The 21521-nt window shown below is 55.8% G+C and carries 15 protein-coding genes, 1 tRNA gene and 1 pseudogene; 7 read left to right on the top strand and 10 right to left on the bottom strand.

Translation table 11 applies throughout. The features are described 5' to 3' along the window. Positions 1–16 precede the first annotated feature (16 nt). From AMUC_RS04175 to gpmA, 4 genes and pseudogenes are all read right to left on the bottom strand, one after another. Positions 17–1426, bottom strand: a complete 1410-nt coding sequence (locus AMUC_RS04175) for a DHA2 family efflux MFS transporter permease subunit (protein ID WP_012419824.1) — start codon at positions 1424–1426, stop codon at positions 17–19. Between the two features lie 62 nt (positions 1427–1488). Beyond that, a complete protein-coding gene (locus tag AMUC_RS04170) occupies positions 1489–2637 on the bottom strand; it encodes an acyltransferase family protein (RefSeq protein WP_012419823.1) in 1149 nt (382 codons plus the stop codon). A gap of 131 nt (positions 2638–2768) precedes the next feature. Continuing rightward, positions 2769–3791 (bottom strand): 2-hydroxyacid dehydrogenase, encoded by a 1023-nt coding sequence (locus AMUC_RS13095; RefSeq protein WP_031930511.1) that lies wholly within the window; start codon positions 3789–3791, stop codon positions 2769–2771. 51 nt (positions 3792–3842) lie between these two features. Next, positions 3843–4574: pseudogene (gene gpmA, locus AMUC_RS13090) on the bottom strand (2,3-diphosphoglycerate-dependent phosphoglycerate mutase); the annotation flags it as partial. A gap of 204 nt (positions 4575–4778) precedes the next feature. Between gpmA and AMUC_RS04160 the strand changes: the two are divergent. Then, positions 4779–6710, top strand: a complete 1932-nt coding sequence (locus AMUC_RS04160) for a beta-galactosidase (protein WP_012419821.1) — start codon at positions 4779–4781, stop codon at positions 6708–6710. Positions 6711–7080: 370 nt separating this feature from the next. Here the strand turns inward: AMUC_RS04160 and AMUC_RS04150 are convergent, their stop codons facing one another. Then, entirely contained in the window at positions 7081–7734 is a 654-nt protein-coding gene (locus AMUC_RS04150; RefSeq protein WP_012419820.1) for a nitroreductase family protein, read from the bottom strand. A 290-nt stretch (positions 7735–8024) separates the two neighbouring features. Here AMUC_RS04150 and AMUC_RS04145 point away from each other — a divergent pair, with 290 nt between their 5' ends. The 6 genes from AMUC_RS04145 to AMUC_RS04120 all read left to right on the top strand — a co-directional run bounded on the left by AMUC_RS04145 (position 8025) and on the right by AMUC_RS04120 (position 14122). Next, entirely contained in the window at positions 8025–10253 is a 2229-nt protein-coding gene (locus AMUC_RS04145; protein ID WP_012419819.1) for a transglutaminase-like domain-containing protein, read from the top strand. A 129-nt stretch (positions 10254–10382) separates the two neighbouring features. Continuing rightward, positions 10383–10910, top strand: a complete 528-nt coding sequence (locus tag AMUC_RS04140) for a gamma carbonic anhydrase family protein (RefSeq protein WP_123038960.1) — start codon at positions 10383–10385, stop codon at positions 10908–10910. A 19-nt stretch (positions 10911–10929) separates the two neighbouring features. Then, positions 10930–11415 carry a bifunctional nuclease family protein gene (locus tag AMUC_RS04135; RefSeq protein ID WP_012419817.1) on the top strand — a complete coding sequence of 162 codons (486 nt, stop codon included), beginning with the start codon at positions 10930–10932 and terminating at the stop codon, positions 11413–11415. 158 nt (positions 11416–11573) lie between these two features. Beyond that, positions 11574–11659: transfer RNA gene (locus AMUC_RS04130), tRNA-Tyr, on the top strand. Positions 11660–11898: 239 nt separating this feature from the next. Further along, positions 11899–13764, top strand: coding sequence for an SLC13 family permease (locus AMUC_RS04125; RefSeq protein ID WP_012419816.1), 1866 nt, complete (start codon positions 11899–11901; stop codon positions 13762–13764). Between the two features lie 124 nt (positions 13765–13888). Then, complete coding sequence (locus AMUC_RS04120; RefSeq protein WP_042447749.1) at positions 13889–14122, top strand: hypothetical protein; 234 nt, start codon at positions 13889–13891, stop codon at positions 14120–14122. A 374-nt stretch (positions 14123–14496) separates the two neighbouring features. On the opposite strand, the gene AMUC_RS04110 is transcribed toward AMUC_RS04120, so the two are convergent. The 5 genes from AMUC_RS04110 to AMUC_RS04090 all read right to left on the bottom strand — a co-directional run bounded on the left by AMUC_RS04110 (position 14497) and on the right by AMUC_RS04090 (position 21461). Next, a complete protein-coding gene (locus tag AMUC_RS04110; protein ID WP_012419813.1) occupies positions 14497–15528 on the bottom strand; it encodes a glycosyltransferase family 10 domain-containing protein in 1032 nt (343 codons plus the stop codon). 159 nt (positions 15529–15687) lie between these two features. Beyond that, positions 15688–17760 (bottom strand): acyltransferase family protein, encoded by a 2073-nt coding sequence (locus tag AMUC_RS04105; protein ID WP_012419812.1) that lies wholly within the window; start codon positions 17758–17760, stop codon positions 15688–15690. Positions 17761–17841: 81 nt separating this feature from the next. Then, positions 17842–18840, bottom strand: a complete 999-nt coding sequence (locus AMUC_RS04100) for a glycosyltransferase family 10 domain-containing protein (protein ID WP_012419811.1) — start codon at positions 18838–18840, stop codon at positions 17842–17844. Positions 18841–18960: 120 nt separating this feature from the next. Next, the gene (locus AMUC_RS04095) at positions 18961–20163 is read right to left on the bottom strand and encodes a glycosyltransferase (RefSeq protein ID WP_042447747.1); all 1203 of its coding nucleotides are present in this window, start codon (positions 20161–20163) and stop codon (positions 18961–18963) included. Positions 20164–20687: 524 nt separating this feature from the next. Next, the gene (locus tag AMUC_RS04090; protein ID WP_087393645.1) at positions 20688–21461 is read right to left on the bottom strand and encodes a hypothetical protein; all 774 of its coding nucleotides are present in this window, start codon (positions 21459–21461) and stop codon (positions 20688–20690) included. Positions 21462–21521 lie beyond the last annotated feature (60 nt).

The following is a 21521-nucleotide window of genomic DNA, read 5'->3' as shown; positions in this document are numbered from 1 at the left end:
GCGGGAATTTTCTTCTTCAAGCTGCTTTTCTCCGTTTGCGGGTGATTCCCTTGTCTTTGTCCACCAGGGCGAAGATGAAGGAACTGGCCGCGGCAATGGCGCCGATGGTGGCGAAAGTGGCATGAAAGGCGGTTTCCACAGCCTTTCCGGAGGTAGCCGAATGGCCGCCGAAGCTGTCCAGCAGCAGGGAGGCCGCGGCAATACTGACAGCAATGGAGAGCTGCATGATCGTGGAAAGCAGGGAGTTTCCGCTGCTGGCGTCTGCATTGGGGAGGTCAATCAGCGTCAGGGTGTTCATGCAGGTGAACTGAATGGAGTTGGCCCCGCCCAGCAACGCGAGCATGCCCAGGAGAATAAGTTCATGGGTTCCGGGGCCTACAAAGCGGAAGGAGGCCAGCAGCGATCCTATGGTGAAGGTATTGACGACCATGATGTTCCGGTAACCAAATTTCCCGAGCAGACGCGGCGCAACCGTTTTTGCCAGCAGATTGCTCAGGGCCAGCGGAATCAGGGACATGCCGGACTGAAGAGCGGAATAACCAAGCACCACCTGGAAGAAAAGCGGCATCAGGTACGGCAGGCAGCTTCCGCCCAGGCGGCAGACGATGTTGCCGGCGATTCCGATGGCAAAGTTTCTGATGCGGAACAGGGCCGGGCTGAAGATGGGGGCTTTTGAACGGAACGCCAGCACCCAGTACAGAAGTTGAAGAATGCCTCCGGCAGACGTGAGGATGACCATGCGCGGCTTATCGGTTATGCCTCCTGCGGAAGAGAGGCCCATCGTAGCCAGGACGGCGGAGGAGGAGAAAAGGAAGAAACCCGGCCAGTCGAATTTCTGTTCCCGGACCGCTTTCAGGTCCGGCATCAGCTTCCAGGTGGCCCACAGGCCCGCCATGCCTACCGGGATGTTGATCAGGAATATCCAGTGCCAGGAAGCGTACTGTACGATGATACCGCCCAGCACCGGCCCCAGAAGGGGGCCCAGCAGCGCCGGAATCGTTACAATGTTCAGGACATTGACGAACATGGAGCGGGGATAGGAGCGCAGGATGACAAGGCGCCCGACGGGCATCAGGAAGGCGCCGCCTATTCCCTGGATGACGCGGCATACCGTCATCATGGTAACGGAGGCGGAAAGGGCGCACAGCAGGGAGCCCACGGAAAAAACGGAGATGGCCAGCAGGAAAGTACGGCGGGAACCCAGTTTGTCGGATATCCATCCGGAGGCCGGTATCAGGACGCAGACGGTGAGCATGTAGGCCGTTACCAGGGAGTGGAGCTGCAGCGGATGGCTGTTGAAGCTGCGGGCAATGGTGGGAATGGCCGTGTTCAGGATGGTGGCATCCAGCATCTGCATAAAGAATGCAGATGCCACAAGAAAGGGCAGGTAGCGCAGAGCTTTGGAGGATGTCGGCAGTTTTTCCATGAAAGACCGCCGACAGTATCCGGCCTGGCCCCGCCAGGGGCAAGGCAGATGTTTGTTCCGCTTTACGCCCCGGGTTCCGGAGGACGCCGCTTCAGCACGCGTTTGGAAAGCCATGCGCGCACGGGCTCGTCATAAAGCTTCAGGCACCCGTAGGCTACGGCAATGCAGAGGAATAAGACGCCTGCCGCTACGGGGAGCGCACGGGAAAGAGGGACTTCCGCATCGTGAACCCAGGCCAGGTAGAGATATACGATGGGATAGTGGATGATATAAAGGGGATAGGAGATGTTTCCCAAAAACCGGCTGGCTCTGGAAGAGATGTCTCCAGGGATGTCACTGGCTCCGAGGAAGACTATCACGGGAAAGATGACAATGATGCAGAAGGCGTCATACAGGCCGTTCAGGCGGAAATGTTCCGCGCCTCCTACATGGGGCGCCGCCAGGGTTCCCGCCAGAAGCAGGCTGCACCACCAGAAACCATGCCTGATCCGTCCAGGTTTGCACAGGCGGAACAGGAGCAGACCGCCGAAGAAAGGGAACATGAGCCGTGTAAGCCCCACACGGCACTGTTCCGCATCCAGAGTCCAGCCGCCGATGTTGTTGCCCTGCGTGTAGCACTGGTGAATGAGGGCGCAGCCCGCCAGAAAGACCAGGACCGCCAGCCATCTGCTGGTAAATTTTCTGATGAGCATGGCATAAAGGATATTGGCGACGTATTCGAAGAAGAGGGACCAGGCCGGACCGTTCAGCGGGTGCATTTCCGACCATCCGCGCACATCCAGGGAAACGGGAACGGGCAGCAGCGTGAATCCCACGGTCATGACCAGCAGCATTTTCCATACGGGGGTTTGCGCAAGGTTCGGGAAGATTTCAGACCCCTGGAAGTAAAAGAGGATTCCCCCCAGCAGCATCCCCATGACCACCATGGGTTGAAGGCGCACCAGCCGCCGCTTGCAGAAGTTCCACAGGTTCATTTTTTCCCAGCGGTCGTCATAGGCATATCCGATGACGAAGCCGGACAGCATGAAAAAAAAGTCCACGGACAGGTAGCCGTGGTTGATGATCTGGTCCGTATGGAACTGGAAGTCCCTGGCGCTGCCTTCAAACATGTGGAACAGGACCACCATGACGGCGGCCACCCCGCGGAGGCCGTCCAGAGCGGCGTAGTGCGGTTTGGGAGCCAGGACGGAGGCAGGGGCTGGAGTGCTCATAGTATATAATACGGCGGGAAGTGGCGGCGCTTGCATAAAAAAGCTGCCGCCTTTCCCCGAATTCCGCCTTCTGTCCGGCAGAAGGCGGATGAGAAAGTCCCGGATTTCCGTAGAGCGCCCGCCGGGCACGTTCAGCGTGACTGAAGCGAGACTCGGTTGATCAGAGGTTTGCTTTCCAGAAAGTCCCGGATGTTGTGCAGGGTGACTTCCGCAATATTGTGCAGGGCTTCTTTCGTGAAAAAGCCCTGGTGGGAAGTCAGGATGACGTTGTTGAAGGAAAGGAGACGAGCCAGAGTATCATCATCAATAATCCTGTCGGATTTGTCTTCGTAGAAATATTCTCCCTCTTCTTCGTACACGTCCAGTCCGGCAGCTCCCACTTTTTTTGATTTCAGGCCGTCAATCAGCATTTCCGTGTTAATCAGCTTGCCGCGTCCCGTGTTGATGATCATCACTCCATCCTTCATTTTTCCAATGGAATCCGTATTAATCAGGTGTTCCGTTTCCGGAGTAAGGGGACAGTGCAGGGAGATGATATCGGACCGGGCGTACAGATCGTCCAGGGTGGTGTACGTAATGCCGGCTTCTTCCGCAAAGCGCTGGTCAGGGTGCAGGTCATAGGCCAGGATGTTCATCCCGAAGCCTTTGAGAATGCGGATGAGGATTCTGGCGATTTTTCCCGTTCCGATGATGCCGGCCGTTTTTCCATTCATGTCAAAGCCCATCAGGCCGTGAAGGGAAAAATTGCCGTCCCTGGTGCGCCAGTAGGCGCGGTGTATTTTGCGGTTCAGGGAAAGCATCAGGGCTACGGCATGTTCCGCCACCGCATAGGGAGAATATTGGGGCACCCGCACGACGGGCAGTTCCGCTTCTTCCGCAGCTTTCAGATCCACATTATTGAATCCGGCGCAACGCAGAGCCAGCAATTTGACGCCATTTTCCTTCAGGTTCCGTATTACTTCCCGGTTTGCCGTGTCATTGACGAAAATGCACGCTACGTCCGTACCGCGGGTCAGGGGCACGCTGTCCGGAGTGAGGTGCCCTTTGAAGTAACGGATGTCGTAATGGAATTCGCGTTCATTGACAGAATTGAAGGAATCCCGGTCGTAGGGCTTGGCGTCAAAGAACGCAATGCGGCAGGAATGGGCGGTCATAGGAAAGGATAATGAGGTTATTCCGCAGGCGTTTTTTTTCTTTGCGCTTCCCTGGCCGGCGACGGCCGCCATGCGTTTGCGGATTTCTTCCGGATCCCCAAGAAAGTAGTCTTTTTCCAGGTTTAGGGAGTCGTCAAATTCAAATACATAGGGGGTGGCGGTAGGAAGATTAAGGGAAAGCAGCTGTTCGTCAGGAATGTTTTTCAAATACTTGATCATGCCCCGCAATGTGTTGCCGTGGGCTACGATTAGGATATTGTCCAGCGTCCGTAGAGAAGGGAGAACTGTTCCTTCCCAGTAGGGCATCATGCGGGCAATAGTTTCTTTCAGTGATTCCGTTCGCGGAAGTTCGCTGTCCGGCACTCCCTTGTAGCGGGGATCCCATTTGGGGTTGGCGGGATCGTCCTCCGCCAGGGGAGGAGGCGCCACGTCATAACTGCGCCTCCAGATCAGTACCTGTTCGTCTCCGTATTTTTGAGCCGTTTCACTTTTATTCAGGCCCTGGAGCATGCCGTAGTGCTTTTCATTCAACCTCCAGCTTTTGGAGACGGGCAGCCAGTCCTGGTCCAAATGGTCCAGCACGCAGTTGAGCGTTTTCACGGCCCTCTTGAGATAAGAGGTGTAGGCATGGTCAAAGGCCATTCCCCTGTCTTTCAGAAGGTCGCCCGCGTGGTTGGCTTCCTGTATTCCCAATTCCGTCAGATCCACGTCCGTCCATCCGGTGAATCTGTTTTCACGGTTCCACGTGCTTTCTCCATGGCGAAGAAGAACAATTGTTTTCATATTGATCAATTTAGACAGGCGTCCTCCGGTTTTCATACAAAGGGATGAAGATATATGACATGATCACATTCCACGGAACGGAAGGCCTCCGTTCCGTCCGGCCCCGTCAGATTTCTGGCGGAGGGGAAGGGTATTCCGAAGATTCGGAGAAGAGAGAAAAAAATTGTTATTGGCAACCGTCTTCAAATGAATTAACTGTTCAACATGATGAAGCAATATGGTTTCAGTTGGTCTGCCGCACTGATGGCCGTCGGAGTGGGAGCATTGGCATGGGCTGGCCCTGAGGCTGTCCAGAATGTACAGAAACCCGCTCTTTCCGGAGGACCCCCCGTTGTGTTCGGGTTCGGCGGGGAAGGGAACCAGGAGTTCATGCTGAACGGGAAACCCTTCCAGATCCGCGGCGCGGAGATGCATCCCCAGCGCATTCCCCGGGAATACTGGAGGCACCGCATCAGGACCGCCAAGGCTATGGGGCTGAATACTATTGCATTTTATGTGTTCTGGAATGACCATGAGCAGCCGGACGGCAGCTTTGACTTTAAGACGGGCAATCGGGATCTGGAAGGGTTCCTCAAGTTATGCCAGGAGGAAGGAATGTGGGTTTTATTCCGCCCCGGCCCCTATGCATGCGGGGAATGGGATCTGGGTGGGCTGCCTCATTATTTGCTGAAGGATCCCAAGGCCAAGTTGAGAACTACGGAAGACGCCAAATTCATGAAGGCGCAGACGCGTTATCTGGAGGCCGTGGCTCGTGTGGCGGAGCCTTTTTTAGCCAAAAACGGGGGCCCCATTCTGATGACCCAGCTTGAAAACGAATACGGGAGCTACCAGCGTAAAGACCGCAAGTATATGGAATGGCTGAAGGCGTTCTGGAGCAGGAAGGGTTTTGGCCCCTTTTACACCTCCGACGGCGCGGGAGAACATTTTCTGAAAGGCGTGGTGCTTCCAGGCGTGGCCGTAGGGCTGGATCCGGGGCTGAACGACGGCCATTGGGCAGTGGCTAATAAATGCAATCCGGGAGTTCCCGTTTTTTCCTCGGAAACATATCCGGGTTGGCTGCGGCACTGGGGGGAGGGGAATTGGGCTCCCACCCCTGGAGTGGTCAACCACGTCCGCTGGTTTATGGACAAGGGGCGTTCCTTCAGCTTGTTCGTTTTCCACGGAGGCACCAATTTCGGATTCTCGGCCGGAGCCAACAACGGAGGGCCGGGAAAATACCAGCCGGACCTGACGAGTTATGATTACGGTTCTCCCGTGGATGAGCAGGGGCGGATGAATGAATATTATGCCCAGATGAGGGAAATCATTTTGAAAAAGTTGCCTCCCGAAGCCGCTGTGCCGGAACCTCCCGCAGACATTCCGGCCATGGAAATTCCGGAGTTCACGCCCGCAGTGCATGCCGGCCTTTGGGAGAACCTGCCCAAGCCTTTCCGGTCCAAGTTCCCGCAGCCTCCCTATTTTGAACAATGGAACCAGAACCAGGGTATTGCCGTTTACAGAACGGCCGTTCCGTCAGGACCGCCTGAAACGCTGGAATTTACCAATGTCAATGACTATGCCCAGGTGTATCTGGATGGAGAGCTGGTCGGCACGCTGGATCGGCGGCTGGGGCAGAAGAGCGTGAAACTGCCGGAGCGCAGGAAGCCGGGGACGCTGGAAGTTCTGGTAGAGGCCATGGGACATATTAATTTTCATATCAGCATGGAGAGTGACCGCAAGGGGATTTACGGTCCTGTGAAGCTGGGAACGCGGGAGTTAAAGAACTGGACGGTGAGGGCGCTTCCCCTGAAAGCTGATTCCATTGTGCGGGCTCCCAAAGGAAAGGGGCCTTCCCAGAAACGGGAAGGGGCGCATTTCCGGGCCGTTGTAAATATTGAAGAGCCTCAGGACACGTTTCTGGATATGTCCCGCTATGTCAAGGGGTATGTATGGGTGAACGGAATCAACGTGGGGCGCTATTGGAATGTGGGACCTCAGTTAAGGCTGTATGTCCCGGCCCCATTCCTGAAAAAAGGGGAGAATGTGATTGATATTCTGGACCTGCACGAAAAGGAGCCCAAGCCTGTCCGCGGCATGAAGGAACGCAACAAGGAACCCGGAAAGATAAATACCAAAAACCTGGACAACCAGTGGTAATGCTGGTGCGTTTTCCGCTTGCGGTTCCGGATTTTCCATGAATTTGAACTATGGGAAAGACCGCAAGCGGGGAGTAGATTTCCTGGCGCCGCAGTTTCCCGGGAATTCCGGTTTGAATATTTCTCCAGCCAATGCCGCAGGGCGGAGTGGCGGAACCGGGCTTGCCCGAAACGTTCATCCAACAGTTCGTCAAACGCTTTTTCCTTTGTTGCCGGGCTGTCCGGAAGAGTGCGCTCCTGACTGGCCCGGCAATGGTTCCTGGCGTTTTTATCTCCATGGGAACGGCGGTTCCCATGACGGTTTTTCGCAGGCATGAGGAAGAGCCGCCGATGGAACGGCGAGTCTCACAGCGTTCCGGCTTATGGTTTTTTCAGGATTTTGACGGATAGCCGACACTCTGGGCGTACAGGACTTTTTTGAGGACGGGGAGCTTCAGGCACTGCTGGATATAATTGGCGTTAATCATGGCGCGGAACACGGTGCCGAGCCCTTCGGAAGCACAGAAAAGGTAAACGTTTTCTCCAATAAACCCCGCATCCGTGCAGGCCGTGACCAGCTTTCTCCTGGCATCAAAGTCTCCCGGCTGTTTGGACTGGTCTACTACATAGACCAGGTTTAACGGCGCGGTAGCCGCGAATTCCTGTGTTCCCGTAGCGGCCCGCATGTCGCCCTGAACCACTTTCTCCAGTCGGTGGGTTTCCGGCCTGTAAAGATAGGTGCCCTGCGGCAGAACGACATAGATTTCTATTTCATTGGAATTCCGGGAAGACGGCGCCGTGCGGTAGTCGGGATCGTCCCGGTTGACGCCTTGCGCCGCCCAGAGCAGGGAGGACAGGATTTCCACCGGGATAGGTTTGTCTGCAAAGGACCTGGTGGAATGCCGTTCATGAAGAACCTGCATGAGGGGCTTTCCTCCCTTTTTATCTGGCGGAGGCAGCACGATGTCGTTACAGAGAGCCGTTCCGGAGAAGAGGCTTCCCGAAATGACGGCCAGAAACGGACTGAGATGAGAGAAAGTGTTCATAGGCAACGGGAAAAACATATGTCAGCCAGGAATAATCAGCAGGATACTTGTGTTTTTCTCATGTTTTTGGAAACATGAAGAGGCCCGATACTATAAAATGGCTATGAAAATACAAGGAAAAATACTCTGGTTTGATTCTTAACGGGTTCCGGGAAAACGAACCTTCAGCAAAAGACCATTGTTTCAAGTTGACCTCGGAAAGGTATTGCGCTTTTATGTCACACGGAACAGGGATAAAACCGTCTCATCCCCCTCCCCAATTTGCTTCAACGCGTTCAAGCTGCATCCCCATGAATCCTGTCAATCCTCTGCGTCCCGGTTTTCCCAAGCATAAAAAATCCTCTTCCGGCGGAATTATTATAACTATTGTCCTGGTGCTGGCTCTTGCCGCCGGAGGGGTGGCTTACCACCGGGTTTCCGTTCAACGTAAGGCTGCCGCCGCTGAGCTGGCGGCCAGAAAGGAGGCGGAAGCGAAAGCGGCGCGTGCGCGGAAAGCCGCGGAACTGGAGGCGGCGCGCAGGAAGGCGGAGGAACGGGCGCGCGCGGAGGCGGAGGAAAAAGCCCGTCTTGAGGCGGAACGCCTGGCTGCTGAGGAAGCCGCCGGAAAACGGCAGAACAAGGAACCGGAAGTGGCGGAGCCTTCCCCTGAGGAACCGAAGGAAGAACCCGTGGTCCAGGAGGAAGATCCGCGGCTGGAGATTTTCAAGAAGCCTGTTCTTCTGGTCAGCCTGAAGGCCAATAACGCCGCCAACAGAAAGTTGTTTACGGATGCTTTCAATCTGGCCCTGGAAACGGGCCGCTATGACTTGTATGCCGATTTCCTGCGCTCCAATTTGGAACGGGATGCCGTGAAGGTCATCAAATTCGGCAAATTTGACGCGTCCATGTACGATCAGAGCCCGTACCTCATGCGCGCCAATGAGCTGTACCAGCTCATCAGCAAAGTGGGAGCGGAAACCATCCAGGAACAAATCAAGGAGAGTTCCCCCAGGTATTTCTATCCATGGCTTTTTTCAGATCCTTCCGATCCCCTGAGACTTTTCCTGCGCACGATGGCGCGGGAGCAGACACCCGGGGAGGAGTGGGGAGGGATTTTGAGGAAGTGGGCGGAATTCTGGATGAAAACCTCTGCCATGCCCCGGAGCAGGTATTCCTCCCTGGCGCTGGCCTGCGCCATGCTGAATCCCCGCATCGCTTCCAGCCCGTCCAAGCTGAGGGCGTCTTCTTCCACCAATATTTCCACCACGCCTTTGACGCTGGAACAGGTATTCGAGTACTTCATGGAGATGGATGAAGCCCGTGAGCTTCTCACGGACATTTCCAAATTAAGCCCTTCCGAGCTGTTGTTTGTGGTGGATGTGCGTCTGCCGAGGTCGGAGATGGATTGGGCGCGCAAAAAGGTGCGCCTTACCCGGAAAGGATGGGGCGGAGCCTATTCCATGATCCGTTACCGGATGGACCGCGCCGCACTGGGCAAGGACCCTTATACTAATTATACCTTCCAGGAGATTCTGGATGAAGGCGGCATTTGCATGGACCAGGCCTATTTTGCGGTGAATACCGCCAAATGCAACGGTATTCCCTCCGCCTATGTTACCGGGGACGGCAACCGCGGGCCGCATGCCTGGGTCAATCTGCTGACGACGGATGAAACCTGGCAGTCCTACGGCGGGTACGGATATAATACGGGGCATTTTTCCCATCCGCACAACTGCAAGTCAAAGCATGAATCCACCCTTCTCCAGGGTATGGACAAGAAGGTGAATGGCGCCCGGCTGGATACTTCCCTGGATTATCTTTCCCTGGCGGACCTGTTTGAGGAGATGCAGAAGCCGGATTGCGCCCGGGTAATGCTGGAAGCCGCCACACAGGCCACTCCCGGCAGCCCCCTGGGCTGGGAACGCCTGATTGCTCTGATGGGCCGCCCGGAGAGCGGCACGAAGCTGGAAGAATGGGATGAACTGGTGGCCATGATTAAGCGCAAGTTCCGTTCCCGTCCGGATTATCTGGCCATGGCCGCCCGCGTGGAAGATGAGTATATTTTCCCCATGAGGGACGCTTCCACCAATAAACGCCATGTTGCCCGCGATTTGAAGAAGCTGGAAAAGGAGACGGACGAGGGGCGCAGCGACCTGACTTCCGCCGCCATCAAGCGGCAGGCGGATCTCCTGATGGAAAACGGGGACAAGGCCGGGGTGGCTGCCCTGTACCGGAAGTCCATGAAGGATTATGCGCGCCGCGCGGAAGTATTTGAAGCGCTGATGGGGCAATATTACGAGTACGTTTCCCAGGATCAGGAGGCCGTGCTTCAGATGGCCAAGGAGGCGGAATCTTCCTACAACCGGTATATCCGGACTAAATCGGGCGATTATTTCAAGGTAAAGAAGGAAGCCGCCATCCAGCGGAGGATAGCCGGGTATTATGAAAAGGGAGGTAATGGGAAAAAAGCCGACTCCCTGCGCAAGGATGCGGAGAAGCGGGAGAAGAACAGCAAGAAGGGCATCCGGGAAGAAAATTAGTGCGGAGGTGCCTGCGGCCTTTCATTTTCGGGTGGGTTCGGCCGTGTTCGTTTCCGGCTGCGGCATACCCGCGGAATGAACGTTTTTAGACTGGAATGCTGTCTTATCTTCAATTAATACATGACTTATATGGCAAGAGAACCTTACGCGAACTTCTGGCCCAAAGTGGCGGATACCGCTTTTGTGGCGGAAAGCGCTGATTTGATTGGAGATGTTACCATTGGGGAATATGCCAGCGTCTGGTACCATACCACGCTGCGCGCAGATATCAATAAGATCGTAATTGGTGATTACTCCAATATCCAGGACAACAGCTGCATCCACCTGGCAGACGATTTCGGCTGCTATGTAGGCAAGTACGTAACCGTGGGGCACGGCGTGATTCTGCACGCCTGCACGGTGGAGGATAATTGCCTGATAGGCATGGGGTCCATTATTCTGGATGGAGCGGTCATCGGCCAGGGGTCTGTGGTGGGAGCGGGCGCGCTCATTACCAAAGGTACCGTCATTCCCCCCAATTCCCTGGTGCTGGGTTCTCCTGCCAAGGTGGTGAAGGACCTGGGGCCGGAATCCGCGGATAATAACCACAAATGGGCGGAAAAATACGTCAAGGTGGCTGCCCGCTATACGGAACGGGTTATTAATCCCGGTTTTTAACATGTGATTTCCGCCCGCCATGCCGGATGAAAATTTGATTGCTCTGGAACCTTATGCCCTGCTTTACACCCGGGCCGGGGCGGGTGTGTGTCTGCGTGATCCGCTGACCGGCAAGGTGGGCGTCATTTTCATGGAGCTGACAGACGGCATGGCCCTGGAACGCTGCCTGAACGGGGAACGCCCGGTACGGCCGGACACGTCTTCCCTGCTGGCTCACTTTTTATCCGCCATGGAATGCCGGGTGAGGCTGGTGCTTATCAACGGCCGCAAGGATGAAGTCTTTTATGCCCGCGTGACCATAGAGGCCGCCAATGAGGTGATGGACAAGCTGGTGGAGCTGGACGCCCGCCCTTCAGACGCCCTGATGATGGCAGTCCGGTTTGGAACCGCAATCAAGATTGTTCCCTCCGTATGGGAGAGCATGGAGAACATTCTGCCCCAGCTGGAGCAACTGGATGCGGATTCCCCGGACAGCCGCGCTCCGGTATATGTGGGAGATTCGTGAAAATTGCCTTTTCCGGTCTTGTGTTCCTGCATCAGCTTTCCTTCCGGCGGCATGGCTGTTGCATATGGGGTTTCTGCTTCTGGGAGGACCTACTTTTTATAAAAAAAACTTGCTAAGGCACGGGAATCCCTATACATTCGCCGCACATCACTTCAAGTGGGTAGATTCCCGAGCGGTCAAAGGGGGCAGACTGTAAATCTGTTAGCATTTGCTTTCGAAGGTTCGAATCCTTCTCTACCCACCACTTTTCATTTTATGGCGCGTTCTTTCAGAGAGCGCGTTTTTTATTGTTTCCTCATCCCCATGATACCGGAGAAGGAAAGAGGAAGCGGGGTTCTCCGAGCAGGATGCATAAAGTGTTTTTTCTGCCGGATGCCGGCGGAGAGACGGTTTTGTGAATGACTTGTTCAGCCTATCGACAAGACGTGCAGGTCATGTTAGATATCCTCCCTTGCCGTTTTTTCACTCCTGCCGTTTATTGCTATGTTGACCACGCTTCTCATTCTGGGAGTATCCGCCGTTTTATTTGTCCAGGGGAGGATTCGTTCTGATCTTGTCGCGCTGTGTTCCCTGCTCTGCCTGATTATGTTCGGGATTTTGAGCCCGGAACAGGCGCTTTCCGGCTTTTCCAATTCCATTGTGGTGATGATGGTGGGGCTTTTCGTGGTGGGAGGCGCCATTTTCCGGACGGGCCTGGCCAAGATGATGGGCGGCAGAATCATGAAACTGGCCGGCAGGAGCGAGTTGCGCCTGCTGGTGCTGACCATGCTTGTTACAGCCGGCATAGGCGCATTTGTCAGCAATACGGGGACGGTAGCGCTGATGCTGCCTATTTTGGTGAGCCTGGCTGCGGACGGAGGCATCCAGACGAGCCGTCTGCTCATGCCCATGGCATTTGCCAGCAGTATGGGCGGCATGCTGACGCTGATCGGCACGCCCCCCAACCTTGTCGTCAACAACCAGCTTCAGGAGGCCGGAATGGAGGGGCTGGGCTTTTTTGCGTTCACCCCCATCGGCCTTGTCTGCATCGTGACGGGCATCTTGGTGCTGATCCCCCTCAGCAGGAGGTTTCTGGGACGCCATGACGACAGGGCGGAACACGAGGCCAAGGGGAAATCCCTCAGCCAGTTGATAGACGAGTACCAGATTATTAATAATCTTTACCGCCTCCGGGTGCTGGAGGATTCCCCTCTGACGGAACATCCTCTGCATGATCTTCAGATACCGGACCTTTACCGCGTGAATATTGTGGAGGTGCGCCGCAGGCATTCCGGCCGGCATTCCTTCCTGCAGACGGTCAGCCAGACCATGGCGGGTTCAGATACGAGGGTGGCCCGGGGCGACGTCATTTATGTCATGGGGGAGTTTGAGGACGTGGCCCGTTTTGCCCGGGAATATGGGGCGGAGATGATTAACCGGAAGACGTCGGAAGATACGGATTCCCTGTTGAAAAGCAAATTGAAGTTTGACGAGATAGGCATTGCGGAAATGCTGCTCATGCGGAACTCGGACCTTATCAACATGCCCGTGAAGTCTTCGGGGCTGCGCGCCAAGTACGGGGTCAATATTCTGGCCATCCAGCGGGACAACCATTACATTTTCCATAATTTGAAGGATGTGAAGCTCCAGTACGGAGATACGCTGCTGATTCAGGGAACCTGGACGGATATTGCGCGCCTGAGCGAGAAAACTTTTGAATGGGTTGTCGTGGGCCAGCCCCTGGCGGAGGCCTCCAAGGTGACCCTGACGCATAAGGCCCCCCTGGCCGCAGGCATTATGCTGCTGATGATTGCGGCCATGGTGTTCAACTGGGTGCCTGCTGTGGCGGCGGTATTGATTGCCGCCGTCCTGATGGTGTTGTGCGGCTGTCTGCGCAATGTGGAGGAGGCGTACCGGACGATCAACTGGGAGAGCATCGTGCTGATTGCCGCCATGCTGCCGATGTCCGTAGCGCTGGAGAAGACGGGAGCCTCAGAGGCCATTTCCCACGGGCTGGTGGTCGGACTGGGGGGATTCGGGCCGTTTGCCCTGATGGCGGGCGTCTATTTCACGGCGTCCCTGCTGACCATGTTTATCAGCAATACGGCTACGGCGGTGCTTCTGGCGCCTATCGCCCTGCAATCCGCGGCGAGTATGGGCATCAGCCCCTATCCGCTGCTGCTGGCGGTTTCCGTAGGCACCAGCATGTGTTTTGCTTCACCCTTTTCCACGCCGCCCAATGCCCTGGTTATGCCGGCAGGGAAATATACGTTCATGGATTACGTGAAAGTGGGCGTTCCCCTGCAGGTGATCATGGGGCTGGTCATGGTAGTGGTGATTCCGCTATTTTTCCCGTTCGGGAAGGCTTAACCGGGGGGGAGTTTACGCGGCGGAAAAGGGGCATGGCCGGGGAATTTGCATGTATTGCTAAAAAAAGAGAGACAACCGGGACGCGCGGGAGTAGAAAAGGATTATTCAAGAACCCCGTTTAATCATGAAGTATTTGCTTATTGTTCTGGCCGTTGCTTTCGCCATGCCTTCCATGGCGGAGGAAGACGCTCCCAAGAGAATGACTTCTGCGGAAAAGAAAGCCGCCCTCCTTGAAAAATATGATGTTAACAAGGACGGCAAGCTGGATTCCGAAGAGAAGGCCAAGATGAAGGAAGACCTGAAGAAGCAGCGGGAGGAGGAACGGGCCAAGAGGCACGCTTCCCGCAAAGTAGATTAAGGTTTTTCCGTTTTATTAATTGCCTGTTTTCCGTCCGGTTTGAATCGATTTCAGACCGGACGGGGCTGTCGGGACGGTATTTGCCGCCCTGGTTGCGGTGTGGCGGAGGAATGGCGGATACGGTTGCGGTTTCCCTGTCGTTCAAAGGGTTCCAGGCCATGTATTCCCTGAGAAGAGGGTTGACGGAGCCGTTCATGCTTTAATGGGCAGGAGGCTGGGTACCGGGGAAAGCGTTCCTTTTGAATCTTTCCATCACATGGAAGCTTTCCGTTCCGCCAGCCGCGCGGCCATCGGCAGAAGATCGGACGCCCATTTTCTTTACTGGCAGGGAAGGCCTGCCCCCCCCCCCCGCTGCCGCGCGCCCGGAATTCAGGTTATGCTCCGGTTCCGGTTCCGCGCCTGCCGCGCGACCTGATTTTATAGGCCAGCGTGTCCGTCAATTCCCGAAGGGCATGGAGCGGATTTTTCCGCAGAACGTGGCGTCCTTTCAGCATGGCTCCGGGGCGTATGGTTCCCGTTTCCCTGTGGTTGTGAATGACTGCCGCTGTTTGAGCGAACATGTTGTATTTTTCCAGCACCAGGCGCCTTGCCTCACGGATGGCGGGGAGCCGTTTTTCATATTCTCCGTCCTCCATGGCCTTGCGGATGATTTCAAGGGCTTTTTGCGGGTTGTCCAGCGGGATGGGGATGAAGCTTTCCTGCGGGAAGCATTCCGTTGCCAACGGATCCCCGGCGTAAAAGGGAAGGGTCATGGCAACAAAGGCATCAGACAGTTTTTCCGTCCAATGGTGGGGTTCCAGATGGTTTTCCACGCATAGATGATATTTGTAGTCATCCATGGCGACGGTTTTATTTTCTATTTCCCGGATGCCGTGTCCGAACCAGTCCAGTTCCGGCAGACGGTCCGCCAGGTAACGCGTAAGATCATAGCGCTTTTTATGCATGGTATGCGTATGCTGCTTGGCGGAGCAGATGGTGGAGAGCATTTTTGTCTTCGGGAATTCCTTCTGGTCCAGAATTTCCTGCATGGGCTTGATGTACAGCCATTCAAGACATCCGCGGCCCAAGGTGTGCCCGGGGTGCGGAAGGTCCCGGATGGAGTGGGTGGTGAGAACGGTGCCGAATTGGCTGGTGTATGCCCTGCTGTAGATTTTGATGGAGGGGGGCTCCACCGTAATCAGGATAGTCTGGTCCGGAGGACAGAGAAGGGGTTCCGTTTCATTCCTGATGGTGCCCACGGGAGTTCTGGGAAATTCGTCGTATACCAGAACCCAGTCGTAATCCGTCATGGCGGCGTCCGTGCAGAACAGGCAGTCGCCCCACAACAGGGATTCCGTTTGATCCGGAGAGGCCTTCATGGATTTTCTGATGACCTTGATGCGTGTGGGGCGGGAGGAATCCGTCATGGGAGTACAGGCGTTGAATAGGGGGACGCGGTATGGCCTTCATATTCCGGGCTTTTATCCGGGACCATCGCGAAGGCTTTACTGCCTGGCGCCAGTGTAGGGGGCCTGCATGCCTTGTCAATGTCAAAGGATTGGATGTTTTTCCGTGCGGAGCTTCCGTCAGTTGGCTGCTGTTCTTTCCATTCCCGGGAAAAGCTGGTCGATGATGTCGCCGACCATTTTTCTGGACCCGTAGGGGGAAAGGTGATTGTCGTCGCAGTACATTAATTGGCCGCTGTCTTCCGCCAGCCACCGCCCATTTTTATGGAAGGTGCCGTGGAGGGGAATGAAGCGGCACAGGCCTGTGGATTCCATGTGCTCCAACAGGGCGAATACCGGACGCTGCCGCGTGTTGAAGTCCCCGCCCAGCAGGCGGTCTGTCCGGTTGGCGTTCAGCAGGGCATTGCGCCGCATGAGCTTGCGCGGGCCGAAAGTCCATTCGGGAACGGGACCCAGCAGCACGATTTGCTTGCCGGCTTTCCGAAGACGCGCACAGGTGTGGCGCAGGCCGTCTGCAACCAGTTGTTTCAGGCGCGTATCCCGGTGATTGTTCACCAGTTCAATCCAGCGGTTGTGGATGAATACGGTCTTTACCTGGGGGGTATTTTCCAGCCAGTCCAGAATTAGTTCCATATTGTGTTCCCAATGGGGGTACATCAGGCGCAGGAGCGTCAGGGAAGAGGAGTCTCCGGAGCCGGAGATGCCGCTCAGCGGACACAGGCGCGCGCGGTAGAACAGGCCCGAGCGCTGAAGAAGCCGCGCGGCCTCGTCAAATCCGGGGGAACTGGCCATGGCATGGCTGTCCCCCATAAGCAGGAAGGAAGGGGCCTGCCCGTTTTTTCCCAGCAGGACAAAAGGGTAATCCGTCACATCCCCCAGCTCCGGATGATGGTGCTGAATGGCGTTGCCCTTTTCCACCACCGCCCGGCTGGGAGGCGTGATGCCGAAGGAGGGCGGGAAGGCCGGCCCTTTCCAGTATTCAGGGAATTCCATGCTGTTGGCCGCTACATGCCAGTAATCCCGCGCGCCGTCCGTCCATTTGAGCCATTCACCGGCAAATCCCAGCATGAGGCACCCTGCTGCCGTGGCCAGAAACGCTTTTCCGGGAGTTTGCCATGAGACGGTCGTTCTGAAGGGGGTTTCCACGAATTTCCAGGAAAGGAAACCCAGAAGAAGGGAGAGAAGGAACATGCCCGCATAATCCCAGGGAGAGCATTCATCGAAACAGACGTATGTCCAGTACACGATAACTGGCCAATGCCACAAATAGAGGGAGTAGGAGATTTTGCCGATGCCCGTGCTGAGCGGGTGCCTGAGGATACGCCCGGACCAGCCATGGTTTCCGTAACGGATAAGCAGGGCCGCCCCCGCGATGGAAGGGATGGCCGTGTATCCGGGAAAAGGAGTGGAAGAGGTATAACAGGCAAAGGGGAGCAGGATTCCGGCCCATCCCGCCGTCCGCAGCCATCCGGTTCCCCGGTTCTGTTCTGCGGCGGGAGCCAGAGCCAGAAGGCAGCCGGCCAGAAGTTCCCAGGCGCGGCAGTAAAGCAGATAGAAGGCCTTGTTATGTTCCAGATGCCCCATGTGGAAGGCGGCGGCGAAGAAGGAGAGGCCCAGCGCCCCCCATAGAACGGGTTTGACGGCTTTTTCCCTGAATTTCCAGAGCAGCCACAGGGTAAGCGGAATCATCAGGTAAAATTGTTCTTCCACGCTCAGGGACCACAGGTTCAGCAAAGGGTTTTCTTCCGCCGCCGGGCTGAAGTAATCCCCTGTGGTTCTGCTGAAGTACGTGTTGGTGATGAAAAGGGCGCTGGATCTCACCGTCCGGCCCAGAGTCCGCAGGTCATCGCAGTCCAGAACGACGCAGCCGAAAGCCAGCACGGCCGCAATCAGGCAGAAGTAGGCGGGCATGATGCGCCTGATTCTCCGGAGGTAAAAGGAGGTCAGGGAGAACGTTCCCTCCTTCAGGCTACGGATGAGGCCTCCGCCAATCAGATATCCGGAGATGACAAAGAAGATGTCCACGCCTGCATAGCCTCCAGGGCAGATCCCTTCCTGCAAATGGTACAGGACGACGGCCAGCACGGCAAAAGTACGCAGGCCGTCAATGTGCGGGAAATAGGTTCCGTGGATGGCGCCTCCGGCTTGGTGGGGAGAAGGTGAACAAAAGGTTTCAGAAAAGAATTTGCTCATGAAGCGGAAGGAAGTGGATGGGGACGGGGGAAGGCGGGCAGAGGAAATCCGGCATGGGGTTGAATTGCCCGGAAACGTTGGTTAGCGGCGCAGGCGGTTTTTCAGCCGCCGCCATGCCAGCTGCATCCTGTGGCCGCGTTTTAAAAAGCGCTGGTAGTAGGATACCCATGTTCCGTCACCTTTGCGGCGCGCTTCTTCCGGAGATTGGTCGAATATTTTGTAAAGCTTGGCCGTTTCCCTTTCCGTCTCTTCCAGAAAGCGGGCTTCCTGTTCCGGGGTTTTCCAGGGGCGCGACATGATTTCACACCACAGGTTGTCGTCTTCGTCCACTTTTTTCACATAGGCCGCGGCGTCGTCCAGGGTTGGGAAGTCGTGGCAGTTGATGAATGAGGCGGAATTGAATTCCCGGCTGATGTCCGGATTTCCCCAGTAAATGGGAATGGTGCCTGCAAGCATGCTGGTGACGATTTTTTCACTGGTGTAGCCGGGGTACCATGCATTTTCAAAGGCAATGGAGAATTTATACGGCTTTTTCATTCTGATGGAGGATGCGTACCAGTCTTCCGCCCGGTGGCCGTCGCCCGGGGTGTTGTTAAGATGGGGCCCCAGAGAATTGACGAACCGGAAAGCGGAGAGTTTGTGGAACATGGCATCCCTGTTGGGATGGGATTTGCGGTTGGCGTAAATGAAGTTGCAGAAACCCGTTTTGGAGGCCAGGAGAGCATGGGCATCCAGGCCTTCCTTACCGCCGTGCACTTCTTCCAAATGGTGGCGAAGGTAGGGAAGTTTGACAGTACGGTCGCTTCCGGGCACCGTATCGAGCCCGATGTAATAGTCAAACAGCATGAAATCCGGTGCAATGGCTTCATGACAGCCGTACATGACGGTGATATGGCCGGGGGCCCGTTCCAGAAAATCGTAAAAAGCCTCCCGGTTGACGTAAAACCAGGGGGTGGCGACCAGGTAATCAAAATCGGAATCGTCTTCCACCACATGATACCGGCTTTTCAGAAGCTGAAGCATTCCTTCCCTGCCGAAATCCGGAGTGGACTGTAAAAAGGAGATTTTAAGCGTTTTCATGGGGAGAGAAGGGTTGAAACGGTGCAGAGTGTATGAGGCGTCTTTTTCTTGTCAATGACAAAGGAAAATGCGCCCGGATGTGCTGGAACAGGCAGTCCGGCGGTTGAACGCCGGCCGTTTTCACTCTTCGTAACGGTATTCCCGGAACGTTTCCTCATACAGGGCGGCGTGCCGTGCGGCAATGACGGGGTAGGAGAATGTTTGTTCCGCGTGCCGACGGCCTTCCTCCGCCAGGGTTTGCAGGAGTTTTCCGTCCTGGATGAGCCGTTCGCAGTGGGCGACCATTTGGTTCAGGTCCCCCTGCTGAGCGACCAGCCCCGTCCTTCCGTCCAGAACCGCTTCCGGAACTCCTCCCGTCCGGAAGGTAACGGAAGGGGTTTTGCAGGCCATGGATTCCAGCGCTACGTTGGAAAGGACATCCTGAAGCGTGGGGTTCAGGAAAATGTCCGCCGCGCTGTAAAGCCCGGCCAGCTTGTTCATGTCCGTAATGAATCCGGCGTTTGTGCTGGGGAAGGGGTAGTCCACGCTTTTTTCCTGGTTGCCGAAGAGCAGGAGATGAAGGTTCCGGTGCCCGCGCCGGTATAGTTCCTCCAGCACCAGGGGGATGAAATGGCCGCCTTTGACCGGATTGAACAGGCCGGTTGCGCCGCAGGCGATGACGAACGCTCCGGGCGGGATGCCCAGGCCGGCCCGGATGGCATTCCGGTCTTCCGCCGGACGGAAAAGGTCCGTGTCCACAGGATTGTAAATCTGTACGATTTTTCTTCCAGGGAACATGCAGCTTCTTTCCACTTCCCTTTTTAACCAGAGGGAGGGAGTTACGAGGGTAAGGGACGGGATGCGGCCGAAGGCGCGGCGTTTGCGGGAAAACAGCCACGCTGGAATGTTGCGGAAGAGGCGGGGAGCGCCAAGCTGGGGGCAGTTGCCGCGGCATTCGTCCTGGAACAGGCCGCAGTCCATGGTGCAGTGGCATCCCGCGGTGCAGGCAAACATGTCGTGCAGGGTATAGACCAATGGACGGCGGATATGGCACAGCTGCGAGAAATCCACGGTTCTGCCGCCTATCCAGTGCAGATGCACTACATCGGCTTTTTCCATTTGGGCCGTGTCAAATCCCATGCCCAGCACATTCAGGGAGAAAGGCAGGTCTTTTCTTCTTTCCGGCAGCAGAATGTCAAATCCATGGGCCAGATGGCGGCGCAAGGCGTCCGTAGCCCTTCTGGCGGGTGTCCTGTGGATTTCCAGGCCGTCAATTTCTTTGCGCCTCCGGAGCAGCAGGGTGGATTTTAGGCCGGGAATATGCCGGTTCAGAGCGTCGCTCAACCGGTAAGGGGCGGAGCTGGCCGAGACGCTATGGGAGACTTGAAATATTGTTCGGCATTGAGGAGAAGCCACATAGGAAAGTATGAGGATTAGGAATCCGCCGTCAAGCCTACAAATCTGAAAGAAAAACGTTTTGGGGAAATCTAGGCTGCCAGTATTCCATGAACTGCGGCAGGCTGTTCCCAGCATGATGGCCTTTTTATTTTCATTCCGGTATGAATGGGGGAAAGCCGGATTCCGGTGACGGCATAACTGTGAGTAGGGGTGGGAGAATGTCGGCGGAGGATAGTGCGGGTGCGGAGTTTTGGAATGGAGGGATGTTTGCTTTCATGAAGGCAAAACATTCCTGATCAAATGAAAAGAGCTTGTCCAAATAACCGTCATTACATTCCGGAAACGGCAGCCGAAGGGTAAAGGAATTTTCGGGCTGAAGCTGTGGAAAAGGACGGGAAAACAGTTCATGGTGCGTCAGATTGCCCCGTCCGGAAACGTCGTGCAGCCCGGTTGTTCCGAGTGGGGAAGCTTTACCGGATTCCTAATCCGTTTCTTTTGGAAGAAAGAAGGAGCTGCCTGCATTTTTCCAGCCATCCCTTTTTCCCGGCCCGTGGGATTCCCATGTCCCGTCTGTCCTGGAATGGAAACAAGGAGAGCTGTTCCCAGTTTTCCGCATAGGTTTCCGATCCGTCGAGGGTGGTGATGCCCCTCAGTTTGCATAGGATGGAAAAGATGCTCTGGTCATACCGGTTTTCCACAAAACCCGGCAGGTTGGGGGAGGCGGAAGGAGTGTTGTCCGCAAGATGCAGATGGTCGTAAAAGACATGGAGCCAATCCCGGATCAGGCTTTCCGTGAGCGGGTTTTTTTTCAGGAAAACATGGCCGCCCGCAATTTGCTGGGTATGCGTGATATGCCCGTCTTCTTGGGAAATGCCGAAGTGGCGGAAGATATCTCCTTTGGTCCATTTGTATTCCGGCTGTCCGTTGGTGAAAACCAGCATGCCGCGGCTGTCGCGGTCCAGCATATTTACGTATTCCCGGAAGCGCTCCGTTCCGTTGGCGTTGATATGGCAGCCTGCATCCAGATAAAGGAGGCGGTCTCCTTCTTCCATTTCTTGGAGGACATGGTGGATGGCCCAGGGTTTCCAGGACCAGTATCCGAATCCCCGGCAGGACGGCGTCAGGTAGCGGCCCATGCGGCTGGTGAATTCTGCGGAAAGGTCGTGTTCCGTGAAGAGCGTGATCTCATCAAAAAAATCCAGCGCTTCCGCCTGCCTGCCCAGCCGCTCCAGGGCGGCCGACATGCGGGAGTCTGCAAATGAGAGAAAACGGTTCATTGATCCGGAATGGGAGGATAAGGCAAT

This window comes from Akkermansia muciniphila ATCC BAA-835, assembly GCF_000020225.1.
Classification (GTDB): domain Bacteria; phylum Verrucomicrobiota; class Verrucomicrobiia; order Verrucomicrobiales; family Akkermansiaceae; genus Akkermansia; species Akkermansia muciniphila.
This window is presented reverse-complemented; position numbering and strand designations above follow the sequence as displayed.